Source organism: Pantoea sp. XY16 (genome assembly GCF_025153065.1).
Lineage (GTDB): Bacteria > Pseudomonadota > Gammaproteobacteria > Enterobacterales > Enterobacteriaceae > Pantoea > Pantoea alfalfae.
This window is the reverse complement of sequence record NZ_JANZNP010000013.1, coordinates 53,968-67,640: the sequence shown is the minus strand read 5'-3', so window position 1 is coordinate 67,640 and position 13,673 is coordinate 53,968. Positions and strand designations below refer to the sequence as shown.

Below are 13,673 nucleotides of genomic sequence, written 5' to 3'. Positions count from 1 at the left end.
AATATGAATAATGACTTTGAAATAACCTTCTTCAGTGATTCTAAATATGAAGAAATTACAGCCGAGATCTCTTATAAGGATCAAATACTTTGCCAATTAAACAAAGATAAAGGGCCTGATAATATTGAGATTGAGTTTTTTTCGGATGCTAGGGTATTGGCTGAACAGGATAAAATGAAGTTTAGCTTAAGTAGTTTTTTACAAATAATAGCCGAAGCGACGGAAGAACTAAAAATATCTTAACTGACTATGAATCCCGGCCAACTGGCCGGGATTTTTGCTTTAAGCCCTGAATCTCCTCTTACCGCCGCTGCAGCCGCAACACATCTGCTGCTGCGACAATTTCGACATGTTCCGCATCCGTGATACCAAACCCGGTCAGCCAGTCACCGCCGATAATCACCTCGCCATTCTCCCGCACCCAGTCCGCCCCTGAATCCTGCCCCTGGAGATTGGCTTCGCACAGTGCTGTCCACTCCGCTCCGCTTCTTCAGTCACGGTTGTTACCGACAGCGTATTATCACGCAGCGTTAATCGGATCGGTAGTAAGTCCGAACGCAGCCAGCTCGCCACCCGGGATGGCCAGTTCCGGGACTGGCTCAGGAATAAAAGTGATGTTCATGTGTTCTCCTCCGTGAGGTGCATTATGCGGATAATCAGCTGGTCCTGTTCGGCGATGATGCTGACCGGCTGGCCTTTGATAAATCCTAACTGTTCCAGCCATCGACCCTTGATGGTGAGTTGTGGCAATGGATTCGGTCTGCCGCCGTTGGGGCGATATCCGACGATGCTTTTGCGTGCTTGGGGTACAGCGGGTTCTGACGTAGAATCAGCTCTAGCCATAATTAACTCCTGTTCAGTTAGTTGTGGTCAGCGGGCTGTTGGTGTTCCACCACCTTCAGCTCGCGCTAAAAATCTCTCGTTACGTTCTTCCTTTTCTGTTTTCTCCTGTTCAAATATACACCGCCCGCTTTGTAAACTCGCTGAAAGCTAAGTAATAAACTGCGAGTCGTCTCTGAAAAACAGATTGTTTTTCCGTTTACCATTTCGTTTGCATCCTCTTCCCAATATGCTCTTCAGCATCCGTAATCGGCTATTTAGTTCTATTAGCGTGGCGATTTCCGGCATCGCATAAGAGTGAAATGGAGATGACAGAGAAAGGGATGACAGGCATGATGACACCACAAACGACACCACGCGAGAGTCAGGCTATGAGCACTATCCATTTCAGGATTGATGACGACGTTAAACGACTTGCCATGCAGGCAGCCGAGCGCCAGAAGAAGACGCTGACTGAGGTTATGCGTCAGCGAGCGGAAGAGCTGGCTGCTGAAGAGCGGCACTATCAGGACAGTAAACATGATGCATGGCTGGAAGAGCAGATAGCGGCTGCATTCAGTCGTTATGATGCCGGTGAAAGTGAATTCATCAGTAACGATGAAATGGATACTCGCATGGAAGAGCTTAAAGCGCAGGCCGCGCAGGGAAAATTGTGATAGCAGCCGTTCAATGGGAAAAACAGGCGCAGGCGGACAGGGAAACAATATTTCGTTATCTGTATCGTGAGGCTGGCCTGCTGGTAGCCAGTGCAACAGACGATAAGTTTACCCGGTTGGCCAGTCTGCTTAGCGAAAACCCGCGGGCTGGCACTAAAGTCGGAACAGAAAAACAGCTTAAACTGGTGGTGCCACGCTTACCGTTCATCATCATCTATGTAGCTGAAAAAGATGCGGTTCGCATCCTGCGTATACTGCATACATCCCAAAAAATATCGGGCCGCTATCAAAGATAGTCAGCCACTTCAGCCTGCATCAGATTGTCTGGATCATGAGCTACGGCAGAGAGAGCGGTGCGCTGAGGAGGCCGATGAAATCATCAGCCCCAGCACCGCACCTATCACGCCGCAGGCGGCGTCGTCCTTGCAAAGCTCTCGCGCTCAAACAGCGTTTCCGCCAGCTTCACCAGCGCCGGTCGTTCGACACACCAGTTCGGCACTACGCGGCGGAAATTGAGGTAGCCGATCATGCAGCCAGTGGCGATATCCGCCAGATTAAGCTGGCCGTTGTTAAGCCATTTCCCCTCTGCCGCCTTCGCTTCCAGCATATCGAGGCTGCGCTGAATCTTTTCACGATTGCGCAATAGCACCTCTTCCGACTGCAAATCCCCCGGACGCATTTGCTCGCGCACGATCACCAGCGCGGCATCGCTGACGCCATCCGCCAGCTTCTCCAGCTGACGGATGTTAAGCGATTCAAGCGGATCGGCAGGTAGCAGAGCAGGCTCCACGCCGCGCAGTTCCAGAAATTCGGCGATGATGCTGGAGTCGAACCAGATTTGCTTATCGTCAGCAACCAGCGCCGGGACTTTGCCCAGCGGATTGTAGTGCGGCACGTGGCTGTCATCGCTGTAAGGCGATGCGTTTACGAATTCAAACGTAATGCCTTTTTCCAGCATGATAATCGAAATCTTACGCACAAACGGGCTGGTGTAGCTGCCAATCAGTTTCATCGGGTTCTCCGGATTCAGTGACTATTCGCCAGGAAACATAAAGGGATTGAGACTACTGCGCGCGAAGCCTTCCTGCTCCATTCTGGCATCCAGTATCAGCGATGCCAGGTCATCGGCCACCGGTTCAATCGCCGGATCTCTCTCCTGATAAAGCATCTTCAGGTAGGTGCCGCAGTCGCCACAACTCTCCGCCTTTACCGCCGCATGCTCGCTGTCGAGCGACCAGTAGTGCAGATCACGGGACTGTTCGCACTGAGTACATTTGCTGCGTACCACATGCCACTCACTTTCGCACAGATTGCAGTGCAGATAGCGCGCGCCTTCATGACTGCCCATATGCACCACGCTGGCGACCGGCATACTGGCACAGACCGGACAGAACTGACGCTGATCGCCCATCTCAGCGCGTGCTTTGCCTGGGATCAGGGCCGCCATCTGCGCCCAGTAGAGCGAAAGCGCCGCCCAGATAAAGGGCGCTTTATCGCTGCTGACCAGCGCATAGTCGCCGGTAAACAGCGCGCTGGCCAGCGTCTCCAGCTCGGTGGCGGACGCCTTTTCCAGATTCTCCAGCACCGCCAGCGCCTGACCACTCATCTCCGGCTTCAGCTCGGCAATCAGCGAGTGCAGCAGCCGTTGCCAGTGCGCATCGCGCGGCAGAGTGTGAATGTTCAGTGGCGGCTTGCCCTCGCTGGCACCCTGCGTCAGTCGGGCATGCAGGTCGATGTGCAGCGGATGGTCATACAGCACAATCTCCTGCGCTTCAGCGATCATCGCCGCAAAGCGCAGATAATCGCCAAGTGGGTTTTTCGCCGCCAGGTCGCGCAGTCGCGCGGCACGACGGCTGTATAAATTTTTCAGCCGTGGAAAAAGTAACGGCGGAATCATCTCCGCCGTTGTCTTTTCGCTTTTCTCCAGCTGGTCCTGCGGGATTATGCGAATACTCATCAGGGGCGTTTTTCCTGTTTTATTGGCGGATTACGCTGCTCACGATACCAGCGAGGATGATGCTGTCTGGCCCATTCCGAGCTGACCCAGCCTTCCACCATCGCGGTCAGTGTGCCTTTGACCCACAATGCAGCATAAATATGCACCATAATGACGATGATCAGCGCAACCGCTGACACCGAATGCACAACCAGCGCCAGACGGATCAGCGGAATGGCAAAGGCATCAGCAAAGTAGGGTCGCCAGATCACAATGCCACTGGCAAGCAGCAATACTAAGCTGATGATAGCAGCCCAGAACACACACTTCTGACCAAAGTTATATTTACCGGTATCGCCGACCTCTTCGTTCAGCGCAATCCGGTGAATATTTCTGGCCCAGTAGAGGTCATCGCGATTGATCAGATTGTGTTTCCAGTAACGTAAAAACATCAGCATAAAAGCGGCAAACATCACCACGCCAACAAAAGGATGCAGAATACGCGCCAGTTGTGGCGTGCCAAAGATCTGCATCAGCCAGTTAAACGACGGAAAGAAAAACCCTAATCCGCTTAACGCAGCCATGACAAAGCAAATCGCGACGATCCAGTGATTGATGCGTTCAGGTGCGCGATAGCGCACCAGATGATCGGGCTTTTTCATTATTGATGCTCCTCAGGCTGATCGTCATTGTCGTCATGCTCTTCAGTGACGCGATTCGGGCCAACGCCAACATAGTGGAAGATTGAGGCGGCAAACGTGGCGGCAAAACCGACCGCTGCCAGCGGTTTCCAGATCCCCTTCCAGAAGGTCACAGTCGGGCTGATGCCCGGATTAGCAGGCAGCCCGTGATAGAGCTGAGGCTTATCAGCATGATGCAGCACATACATCACGTGGGTGCCACCCACGCCTTCCGGGTTGTAGAGGCCCGCCTGCGCAAACCCGCGTGACTTCAGCTCCGCCACGCGTTCCTCCGCCAGCGTCAGCATGTCGCTTTTACTGCCGAAATGAATGGCACCGGTCGGACAGGTCTTCACACAGGCAGGTTCCTGGCCGACACTGACGCGATCCACACACAGCGTGCATTTATAGGCGCGGTTATCTTCTTTATTGAGTCGTGGCACGTTGAACGGACAGCCTGCGATGCAGTAGCCGCAGCCAATGCACTGCTCCGACTGAAAATCGACGATGCCGTTGGCATACTGAATGATGGCGCCTGCCGACGGACAGGCTTTGAGGCAGCCGGGATCGGCGCAGTGCATGCAGCCATCTTTACGAATCAGCCAGGCCAGCCTGCCGTTCTCTTCGACTTCCGAAAAGCGCATCACCGTCCACGATTTGGCGGTCAGATCGACAGGATTGTCATAAACCCCGATGTTGTGGCCGACTTCATCGCGGATGTCATTCCACTCGGAACAGGCGACCTGACAGCCTTTGCAGCCGATACAGGTGGTGACGTCGATAAGTTTCGCCACTTCGATCTTGTGATCGCGCGCCTGCGGCGGCGGGGTAAAACCATTGGTCGCAGAGCGACGGATAATATCTTGTGATTGATAAGCCATAGTCATCTGCCGTTACGCTTTTTCCACTTTCACTAAAAATCCCTTGTACTCCGGGGTCTGCGAGTTGGCATCGCCAACCGAAGGCGTCAGCGTATTGGCGAGGAAGCCTTTACGCGTGGTGCCTTCAAAGCCCCAGTGGCAGGGAATGCCCACGGTATCAACCGGCTTGCCGTCAATCATCAGACGCTGCAGACGACGCGTCACCACCGCTTTAGCTTTGATATAGCCGCGACGTGATGTGACCTTAACGGTGTCTCCGGCCTGAATGCCTTTCTCCTCAGCCAGCTCGGTGCCGATCTCGACAAACTGCTCCGGCTGCGCAATCGCATTCAGCAGGGCATGTTTGGTCCAGTGGCGGAACAGCTCGGTGATGGAGTAGGTGGTGGCGACGCAGGGATAGTCGGCGGCCTCGCCCAGCTGCGTGGCGTCGCTGCTGAACAGACGAACCACCGGACTGTGTCGCTGCTGCGGATGCAGGGGATTGTCGGCGAGCGGGCTTTCCATCGGTTCGTAGTGTTCCGGGAACGGGCCATCGGCCATTTTATCGAGTGCAAACAGGTGGCCGAGACCATCGGGCTGCATGATAAACGGACCGGCCTGCTTCTGCGGCGACAGCGTTACCGGGTAATCGGGTACGTCGATGCCGTGCCAGCGTGCGCCATCCCACTCAATCAGACGGCGCTGCGGATCCCAGGCTTTCCCCTGCGCATCAGCGGAGGCGCGGTTATAGAGAATGCGGCGGTTAGCGGGCCAGGCCCAGGCCCAGCCTGAGACCGCCCCCAGTCCCGACGGATCGGCGTTGTCGCGTCGGGCCATCTGGTTACCCTCCGGCGTCCAGCTGCCGCTGTAGATCCAGCAGGCGCTGGCGGTGGTGCCGTCGTTACGCAGCTCAGAGAAGCCGTTTAGCTGCTGGCCTTTTTTCAGCAGCAGCTTGCCGCTGGCGTCATAAATGTCGGCCAGTGCCTGACCGTTGTTCTCCTGCGCCACCTCTTCCGGCTCAGGATTGAATGGGTCGCGGTAGTCCCAGCGCATCGCCATCAGCGGCTCAGGGGCTACTCCACCTTCCAGGCGGTAGAGCGCGCGCAGACGCATAAACAGGTTGCCGAGGATTTTGCCGTCGTGCAGCGCTTCCGCTGGCGGCTCGGCTGCTGCCCAGTGCCACTGCAGCCAGCGCGACGAGTTCGCCACCGAACCCGACTCTTCCGCGAAGCAGGAGGAGGGCAGGCGGAACACTTCGGTCTGGATGGCCGACGGATCGACGTCGTTGAACGCGTCGTGATGCTGCCAGAAACTGGCGGTTTCCGTGCGAAGCGGATCGATCACCACCATATATTTGAGGCGGGACAGTGCCCGGACCGCTTTATTTTTGTCCGGGAAGGCGGCCAGCAGGTTGAAGCCCTGAATCAGACAGCCGTTCAGCGCGCCCTGTTCCATCATCTCCGCCTGCGCCATGCAGTCATAGGCCTTGTCCCACTTCGGCAACCAGTTGTAGCCCCACTGATTTTCCGCCGTAGCATTATCGCCGTAGAAACTCTTCATCAGGCTGACGAAAAACTTGTCGGTGTTCTGCCAGTAGTTGACCTGGTCCGGCAACGTCGCCACCGGCGTAGCCTGTTGCAGGTAAGTCGCCAGCGTGGTCATCTTCTCGGAGGGCAGTGGCAGATAGCCCGGCAGACTCTGCGCCAGCAGGCCGAGATCGGTGTAGCCCTGAACGTTGGAGTGACCGCGCAGCGCGTTAATACCGCCACCCGGCATACCAATGTTGCCCAACAGCAACTGGATCATCGCCGCCGTGCGGATAATCTGCGAACCGTTGGTGTGGTGGGTCCAGCCCAGCGCATAGAGGATGGTTGCGGTGCGATTGGGCACGCAGGTGGAGGCGAGCTGCCTGCACACCGTAATAAAGGCGTCCTGCGAAGTGCCGCACATCCGCGTCACCATTTCCGGGGTGTAACGGCTGGCGTGGGTTTTCAGCAGGTTCAGTACACAGCGTGGATGGCTGAAGCTCTCATCGCGTCGCGCATGGCCGTTTTCATCCAGCTCATAGTGCCAGCTCTGGCGATCGTACTGACGGGTTTCCGCATCGTAGCCGCTGAATAATCCGTCGCTAAAGCTGAAGCCTTCGCTGACAATCAGGGCGGCATTGGTGAAGGCGCGAACATACTCCTGCTGAATCTGATTGTGCTGCAGCAGATAGTTGATCACCCCCATCAGGAACACCACGTCGCTGCCGGCACGCAGGGGGGCATAGAAGTCAGCGACCGCCGCAGAGCGGTTAAAGCGCGGATCGACCACGATGACCTGCGCATTGTTATGGGTTTTGGCTTCAATCACCCATTTAAAGCCAACCGGATGCGCCTCGGCGGGGTTGCCGCCCATGATCATCACCACATTGGCGTTTTTGATGTCGTTCCAGTTATTGGTCATTGCACCACGACCAAAGCTCGGGGCCAGAGCCGCCACGGTCGGGCCGTGGCACAGGCGCGCCTGGTTTTCCAGCGCCAGAATACCCAGCGCGCGGGCAAACTTCTGATCGAGCAGGCCGGTTTCATTACTGGCGGCGGAGGAGCAGAGCATCGACATGGTCGGCCAGCGATTTACCGTCACGCCAGCGGCGTTGGTCGTCTGGAAATGAGCATCGCGATCCTGCTTCATCAGGCGGGCAATGCGGTCAAACGCTTCATCCCAGCTGATGCGCTGCCATTTATCGGAACCCGGTGCGCGGTACTCCGGGTATTTCAGGCGCTGTTCGCTGTGAATAAAGTCGAGCACGCCTGCGCCTTTCGGACAGAGCGATCCACGACTGACCGGATGGTCAGGGTCGCCTTCGATATGGTAAATCGAGGCACGGGCATTTTTTGCGCCATCACCCAGGCTGTAAATCAGCATGCCGCAGCCGACTGAACAGTAGGTGCAGTTATTACGTGTCTCTCTGGCGCGAATGAGTTTGAACTCTCTGATACTGGCTAAGGCTGTGGTGGGGGCAAAACCGAGTAATGCCGCGCTGGTGCCTGCCAGCCCGCCAGCACAGATTTTGAAAAAACTCCGTCTGTTAATCTGCATGTTATCGTTCTTCTTTATTGGCTCCATTGCGAAGCCTTGCAAAATAGCAGTCCTGGTTGACTGTAAGTTGACCAGGGTCAACACGTTAGTCATTAGTAATTCTTTTTCTCAATTTTGTTAAAAATCCTCGGTGGTGGATTTGCGCTGCAAGCAGATTTTCAGACGGCGCAGATAATTACTGTTGTTTTATGCTTACCGATGTTAACGCGTAAAAGAGAACTATTCGCATTATGCCCGCCAGCAGGCGTGGCTACGCCTTTCGGGGGATAAAACCGCATGAATTGCCCCGCTGTTTATTTGCGCTGTCAGGGGCTAAAAGGCAGAATCAGAGCGCGTCAGTGCTCTGCCGACCCGGGCACTGAATTACATAATTTATTAACAACAGGTCATACTTTTTGAAAGCTATCCAGCCTGACTCAGGCGAAGATTTAACAATTCAGGCCGGCGTCAGCAGGACGCAGGTGTGGCAGCGTAAAGACCTGACCGATGCACAGGATGACTGGCTGGCGGACGAAGTGCCGGTGGCGCTGGTCTATAACGGCATCTCACACGTGGTGATGATGACCACGCCAAAAGATCTGGAGGCGTTTGCGCTGGGTTTTTCGCTGTCAGAGGGCATTATCGACGCGCCGGGCGACATTTTCGGCATGGACATCGTGCCGGGCTGTGACGGCATTGAGGTTCAGATCGAGCTGTCCAGCCGTCGCTTTATGGCGCTGAAAGCGCAGCGTCGCGCGCTGGCGGGCCGGACCGGCTGCGGTGTGTGTGGCGTTGAACAGCTGGACCAGATTGGCAAGCCGCTCTCTCCGCTGCCATTTACCCAGACCTTCGCGCTGGACCAGCTGGATCGGGCGCTGGGTCAGCTGAAAGATTATCAGCCTGTCGGACAGAAAACCGGCTGCACCCATGCGGCCGCGTGGATCCAGCCCGACGGTCAGCTGGCCGGTGGCTGTGAAGATGTGGGTCGCCATGTGGCGCTGGATAAGCTGCTGGGCTATCGCAGTCAGGCAGAGTGGGGGCCGGGCGCGGTGCTGGTCTCCAGCCGCGCCAGCTATGAAATGGTGCAGAAGTCCGCCATGTGCGGCGTCGAGATCCTGTTCGCGGTTTCAGCCGCTACCCGCCTGGCGGTTGAGGTGGCTGAGCGCTGCAATCTGACGCTGGTCGGGTTCAGTAAACCTGGCCGCGCCACGGTCTACAGCCATCCTCAGCGACTGCGTTAAACGACCATCACCTCTGGCAACGTCTGCTGCAGTGCCTCAAGGGCGGCACCGTTATCGCCGCCGCTATCGGTAATCAGCATGGTGATCGTCTGCGGCGGCGCGTAAACCGTGCGGCTGACCACGCCCAGTTTGGTGTGATCGGCCAGCAGATAGCAGGCTGCAGATTGCTGCACCATCGCTCTGGCAATAGCCGCTTCGTGCGGATGAAAACTGCTGGCACCGCGATTCGCCTCAATGCCGACCGGTGACAGCAGCGCGACGTCGGCGCGATAGCGGATGATCTCACCCACGGTGATTTCGCCGCGCGTCTGGTGCGCACCCGCTGTCATCATCCCGCCCAGCAAAATAATCTGATTATTCAGCGGCTGATCTTCTTCTCCGGCGCTCAGCGCCAGCGCAGCCTGCAGGCTATTGGTGACGATCGTCAGGCCGGAAAGGGCGTGGAGTTCCTCTGCCAGCAGGGTGGTGGTGGTGCCCGCATCCAGAAACAGTGTCTGTCCCGGCTGCAGCAACTGCGCAGCGGCGCGGGCGATGGCGCGCTTCTCGCGGGTCTGCGTGCTGCGGCGTTGTGTCAGCGGCGGTTCAGCCGCCGTTTCAATCGCCACCAGGCCACCGTGAACACGGCGCGCCAGACCCTGCGCTTCCAGCTCAATAATATCGCGGCGCGCGGTTTCGCGAGACACCCCCAGCTCCCTGATAATGCGCTCGGTACTGACCTGATTAAGCCGGGTCAGTAAGGCGCGGATGCGATGAAGGCGCGTTTCCTGCAGCATAGAGGTTTCCTTATAAAGCGCGAAGGGGACGGATGATACGCCAATGACGCGAAAGATGCCGTCTGAATCAGGAGCAAGCTTAGCGCGGGGATCGGCCTGCGTCATGTGTATTTTATTGCGTTTGTGTATTTGGTTGCATTTTGGATTCAGGCAGGCATGATACAGGGGTCAGCTCTTCCTCCTTCATCCTTGTCACGGGAGTCATTATGGCCACGCGTTCCACCATTATGGATACCAACAGTTTCCGCGCCGAACATGCCGATGCGCTCGACAGCGAGACGCGCAAACTGACCGATAAACGCAGCAAAGTGCTTGGCGAATCCTATCGCCTGTTCTATCGCAAACCGGTTCATCTGGTGCGGGGTGAAGGGCAATATCTGTGGGATGCGGCGGGCGATAAATATCTCGACGTCTACAACAATGTGGCGAGCATCGGCCATTGCCATCCGGCCGTGATTGAAGCGGTGACGCAGCAGATGAAAATGCTGAACACCCACACCCGTTACCTGCATGAAAATATTCTCGACTACAGCGAAGCGCTGCTGGCGACCACGCCTGCGGCGATCGATCGCGCGATGTATATGTGCACCGGCTCTGAAGCCAATGACCTTGCTATCCGCGTGGCGCGTGCTTTCAGCGGCGGTACCGGAATTATCGTCAGTAAAGAGGCCTATCACGGTACCAGCGAGCTGACCTCCGGCGCTTCCCCGGCGCTGGGCAGTGGACAGCCGCTGTCGCCTACCACGCGGCTGGTGATGCCACCGGATGCGTATCGTGTGGATGCGCCGGACCTGGGCGACTGGTTCGCTGATCAGATTCAGCAGCAGATTGATGATATGACGGCGCACGGCATTAAATTTGCCGGTTTCCTGGCGGACTCGATCTTCTCCTCCGACGGAGTTCTGCCCAATCCGCGTGGCTTCCTGAAAAAAGCGGTCGGGGTGGTGCACGCCAATGGCGGCATCTTTATTGCCGATGAAGTGCAGCCTGGCTTTGGCCGTACCGGCGACGCCTTCTGGGGCTTTGGCCGCCATGATGTGGTGCCTGATGTGATTACTACCGGCAAGCCGATGGGCAATGGCATTCCGGTGTCCGGGCTGCTGGCAAAAAGCGAGGTGCTGGCCGCCTTCAGTGACTCGATTCCCTATTTCAATACCTTTGGTGGCAATCCGGTTGCGATGGCGGCGGCGCAGGCTGTTCTGAACGTGATCACCGAAGAGGGATTACAGGAACACAGCCGCGTGGTCGGCGCGAAGCTGCTGGCGGAGTTGCGGACCCTGATGGATCGCTATGAGTGCGTGGGCGATGTGCGCGGTGCCGGGCTGTTTATCGGCTTCGAACTGGTCACCGATCGTCACAGCAAAACGCCGGACAAAACCCTGGCGCTGAACCTGATCGAGAAGCTGCGTGAACATCGTGTGCTGACCTCGGTCGCTGGCCCGTATGGGAATGTACTGAAACTGCGTCCGCCATTGGCTTTCCAGGAAAGCGACATCGACTGGCTGGCTGGTGCACTCGACAACTCCCTGCGCGAGCTGGGTCAGTAACGCGCAGGGCAGGGCAGATGCGGCGTCCGGGTGGAATGCATGCCCGCTTGCAGTCTGGCTCAGGCCTGCCGCGCGCCCTGTCAGATGGGGCAAAAAAGGGAGAGCCAGCAGCAGCATGCTGTAAAAACAACGGGTTGCTTTTGCCGGATTTCTCAAATCCTTATGGTTAATAGGGCATTGATTACCCTTTTACGCTACATGAATTTAACTATAATGATTCGACTGCTTACGCGGCACGCCCCGAATTCGTCGTGCTGCTCACACTAAATGGAGAGGAAGAACATGAGTTATTCACTGCCATCCCTGCCTTACGCATACGACGCACTGGAACCGCATTTCGACAAGCAGACGATGGAGATCCATCACACTAAACACCACCAGACCTACGTGAACAACGCGAACGCGGCGCTGGAAGGTACTGAATTTGCTAATCTGCCGGTAGAAGAGCTGATCACCAAACTGGATCAGCTGCCAGCAGACAAAAAAGGCCCACTGCGTAACAACGCAGGCGGCCACGCTAACCACAGCCTGTTCTGGAAAGGCCTGAAAACCGGCACCACGCTGCAGGGCGACCTGAAAGCGGCTATCGAGAAAGATTTTGGTAGCGTGGAAAAATTCCAGGAAGAGTTCGAGAAAGCTGCCGCCACCCGTTTCGGTTCTGGCTGGGCATGGCTGGTTAAGAAAGGCGACAAACTGGCTGTGGTTTCAACCGCAAACCAGGACAACCCACTGATGGGCGAAGCGGTTGCCGGCGTTTCTGGCTTCCCGATCATCGGTCTGGATGTATGGGAGCACGCTTACTATCTGAAATATCAGAACAAGCGCCCTGACTACATCAAAGCGTTCTGGAACGTGGTTAACTGGGACGAAGCGGCAGCCCGCTTCGCGTCTGCTAAATAAGTTAACCAAACGTAAACGTAATGAAGATAAACCGGTGAAATCTATTTCGCCGGTTTTTTTTGTCCTTATTTTGTGCATTGCCAAAAGGAAATGAAAATCGTCAGTTATCGGTTTTAATGTTATTCCACATTAACTTTTCGTTGATATTGGCTATGTTATGTTCGGTGACATTCCTGCTTAACTCACTGTGTGTCGCTGACTATGTCAATTATAACTACTCACGAAAATACGACCGAATCCTCTGCTTCACTTTTTTTCCAGTTAATCAGTGGCAAATACATTCCGGATAAACTCTGGAACAGTAAACGTTTCCGTCTGAAATTTGTGTTAAGAACCTTGATATCGCCGCTGACCACGCTGCATTATCTGGATGCGCTGTCGCATCTGCCGCAACTTCCTTTGCTGATGAGTACCCAGGGATTGCTGCCAGCCAAGCTGCACCGGCCCTATCTGCGTTCAGGTATGAGCATTGCTGCGCGTGCGCAGGCGATTCTCGACCACTACACGCTCATGAACAATCTCGAAAATCCTATGCTGCGTCAGCTGCTGCAGAGCGCTTCAGATAATCCGCTGGCCGCGCTGACTGGAAAAAATGGTGAGGCCTTTTTACTCTCCTGCAGTTCCGGTTATTTTGATCGTGAAGGGGAAGTGACGCTGGTATTACGTTATAACGACGAGATTATTGCTTCACTTTCTTTTTCGATTCTCAACGAGAATAACCAACGCACCTTATTAATTGGCGGATTACAGGGGCCGCGAAAACATATTAATAATGAGATGATCCGCGAGGCGACCAAAGCGGCTCACGGTCTCTTCCCGAAACGCCTGTTAATGGAAGCGGTATTTATTGTGGCGAAACAGTGCGGCGTGGAAAGTATTCAGGCGGTAGGCGATGAGACGCATGTATTCCGCAGCCTGCGTTATCGCCACAGCAAAGGGGATAAGTTCTTTGCCAGCTACAGTGAATTCTGGCTGTCGCTGAGTGGTGAAGCGCGCAGGGATGGGATGTTTACGCTGCCGCTGAGTCTGCCGCGTAAAACGCTGGAGGAAATTGCCAGTAAGAAGCGGGCAGAGTATCGCCGCCGTTATGAACTGCTGGATGCGCTGGCGGAGCAGGTTTATGCCGCCGCCGGCGAACACAAAGCCGATGTCGATCAGGCAGCTGCCTGATCGACCC

General features: G+C 55.8%; 14 protein-coding genes. 7 read left to right on the top strand and 7 right to left on the bottom strand.

Features of this window, described 5'->3' with window-relative positions; all coding sequences use genetic code 11:
• Positions 1-3 precede the first annotated feature (3 nt).
• Positions 4-243: a hypothetical protein gene (locus N1689_RS17795; RefSeq protein ID WP_253420626.1), complete on the top strand. Its 240-nt coding sequence runs from the start codon at positions 4-6 to the stop codon at positions 241-243.
• A gap of 375 nt (positions 244-618) precedes the next feature.
• Here N1689_RS17795 and N1689_RS17790 read toward each other — a convergent pair whose 3' ends face one another.
• On the bottom strand, positions 619-843 hold the full coding sequence (locus tag N1689_RS17790; RefSeq protein WP_260059608.1) for a type I toxin-antitoxin system SymE family toxin: 225 nt from the start codon (positions 841-843) through the stop codon (positions 619-621).
• A 368-nt stretch (positions 844-1,211) separates the two neighbouring features.
• Between N1689_RS17790 and N1689_RS17785 the strand changes: the two genes are divergently transcribed.
• Complete coding sequence (locus N1689_RS17785) at positions 1,212-1,496, top strand: damage-inducible protein J (RefSeq protein ID WP_033784384.1); 285 nt, start codon at positions 1,212-1,214, stop codon at positions 1,494-1,496.
• Positions 1,493-1,792 carry a type II toxin-antitoxin system RelE/ParE family toxin gene (locus N1689_RS17780; RefSeq protein ID WP_161734159.1) on the top strand — a complete coding sequence of 100 codons (300 nt, stop codon included), beginning with the start codon at positions 1,493-1,495 and terminating at the stop codon, positions 1,790-1,792. The genes N1689_RS17785 and N1689_RS17780 overlap by 4 nt, the downstream gene beginning before the upstream one ends.
• 104 nt (positions 1,793-1,896) lie before the next feature.
• Here N1689_RS17780 and N1689_RS17775 read toward each other — a convergent pair whose 3' ends face one another.
• From N1689_RS17775 to fdnG, 5 genes are read right to left on the bottom strand one after another with little or no spacing between them, the layout of a single operon-like run.
• Complete coding sequence (locus N1689_RS17775; protein WP_222924779.1) at positions 1,897-2,508, bottom strand: glutathione S-transferase; 612 nt, start codon at positions 2,506-2,508, stop codon at positions 1,897-1,899.
• A 21-nt stretch (positions 2,509-2,529) separates the two neighbouring features.
• Entirely contained in the window at positions 2,530-3,453 is a 924-nt protein-coding gene (fdhE, locus tag N1689_RS17770; protein WP_222924778.1) for a formate dehydrogenase accessory protein FdhE, read from the bottom strand.
• The gene (fdoI, locus tag N1689_RS17765) at positions 3,453-4,094 is read right to left on the bottom strand and encodes a formate dehydrogenase cytochrome b556 subunit (protein ID WP_150013375.1); all 642 of its coding nucleotides are present in this window, start codon (positions 4,092-4,094) and stop codon (positions 3,453-3,455) included. Before fdoI ends, fdhE begins: the two co-directional genes overlap by 1 nt.
• Positions 4,094-4,993, bottom strand: a complete 900-nt coding sequence (gene fdxH, locus N1689_RS17760; protein WP_161734165.1) for a formate dehydrogenase subunit beta — start codon at positions 4,991-4,993, stop codon at positions 4,094-4,096. The genes fdoI and fdxH overlap by 1 nt, the downstream gene beginning before the upstream one ends.
• 12 nt (positions 4,994-5,005) lie before the next feature.
• The gene (gene fdnG, locus N1689_RS17755; protein WP_161734167.1) at positions 5,006-8,056 is read right to left on the bottom strand and encodes a formate dehydrogenase-N subunit alpha; all 3,051 of its coding nucleotides are present in this window, start codon (positions 8,054-8,056) and stop codon (positions 5,006-5,008) included.
• Between the two features lie 395 nt (positions 8,057-8,451).
• Between fdnG and fdhD the strand changes: the two genes are divergently transcribed.
• Positions 8,452-9,276 carry a formate dehydrogenase accessory sulfurtransferase FdhD gene (gene fdhD, locus N1689_RS17750; protein WP_161734169.1) on the top strand — a complete coding sequence of 275 codons (825 nt, stop codon included), beginning with the start codon at positions 8,452-8,454 and terminating at the stop codon, positions 9,274-9,276.
• On the opposite strand, the gene N1689_RS17745 is transcribed toward fdhD, so the two are convergent.
• Entirely contained in the window at positions 9,273-10,049 is a 777-nt protein-coding gene (locus N1689_RS17745; RefSeq protein WP_222924776.1) for a DeoR/GlpR family DNA-binding transcription regulator, read from the bottom strand. The two genes, fdhD and N1689_RS17745, sit on opposite strands and share 4 nt — an antisense overlap.
• Before the next feature lie 206 nt (positions 10,050-10,255).
• Between N1689_RS17745 and N1689_RS17740 the strand changes: the two genes are divergently transcribed.
• The 3 genes from N1689_RS17740 to N1689_RS17730 all read left to right on the top strand — a co-directional run bounded on the left by N1689_RS17740 (position 10,256) and on the right by N1689_RS17730 (position 13,666).
• On the top strand, positions 10,256-11,596 hold the full coding sequence (locus N1689_RS17740) for an aspartate aminotransferase family protein (protein WP_161734173.1): 1,341 nt from the start codon (positions 10,256-10,258) through the stop codon (positions 11,594-11,596).
• 282 nt (positions 11,597-11,878) lie between these two features.
• A complete protein-coding gene (sodA, locus tag N1689_RS17735; RefSeq protein WP_135910493.1) occupies positions 11,879-12,496 on the top strand; it encodes a superoxide dismutase [Mn] in 618 nt (205 codons plus the stop codon).
• Positions 12,497-12,697: 201 nt separating this feature from the next.
• Positions 12,698-13,666 (top strand): VirK/YbjX family protein, encoded by a 969-nt coding sequence (locus tag N1689_RS17730; RefSeq protein ID WP_260059605.1) that lies wholly within the window; start codon positions 12,698-12,700, stop codon positions 13,664-13,666.
• Positions 13,667-13,673: the final 7 nt, after the last annotated feature.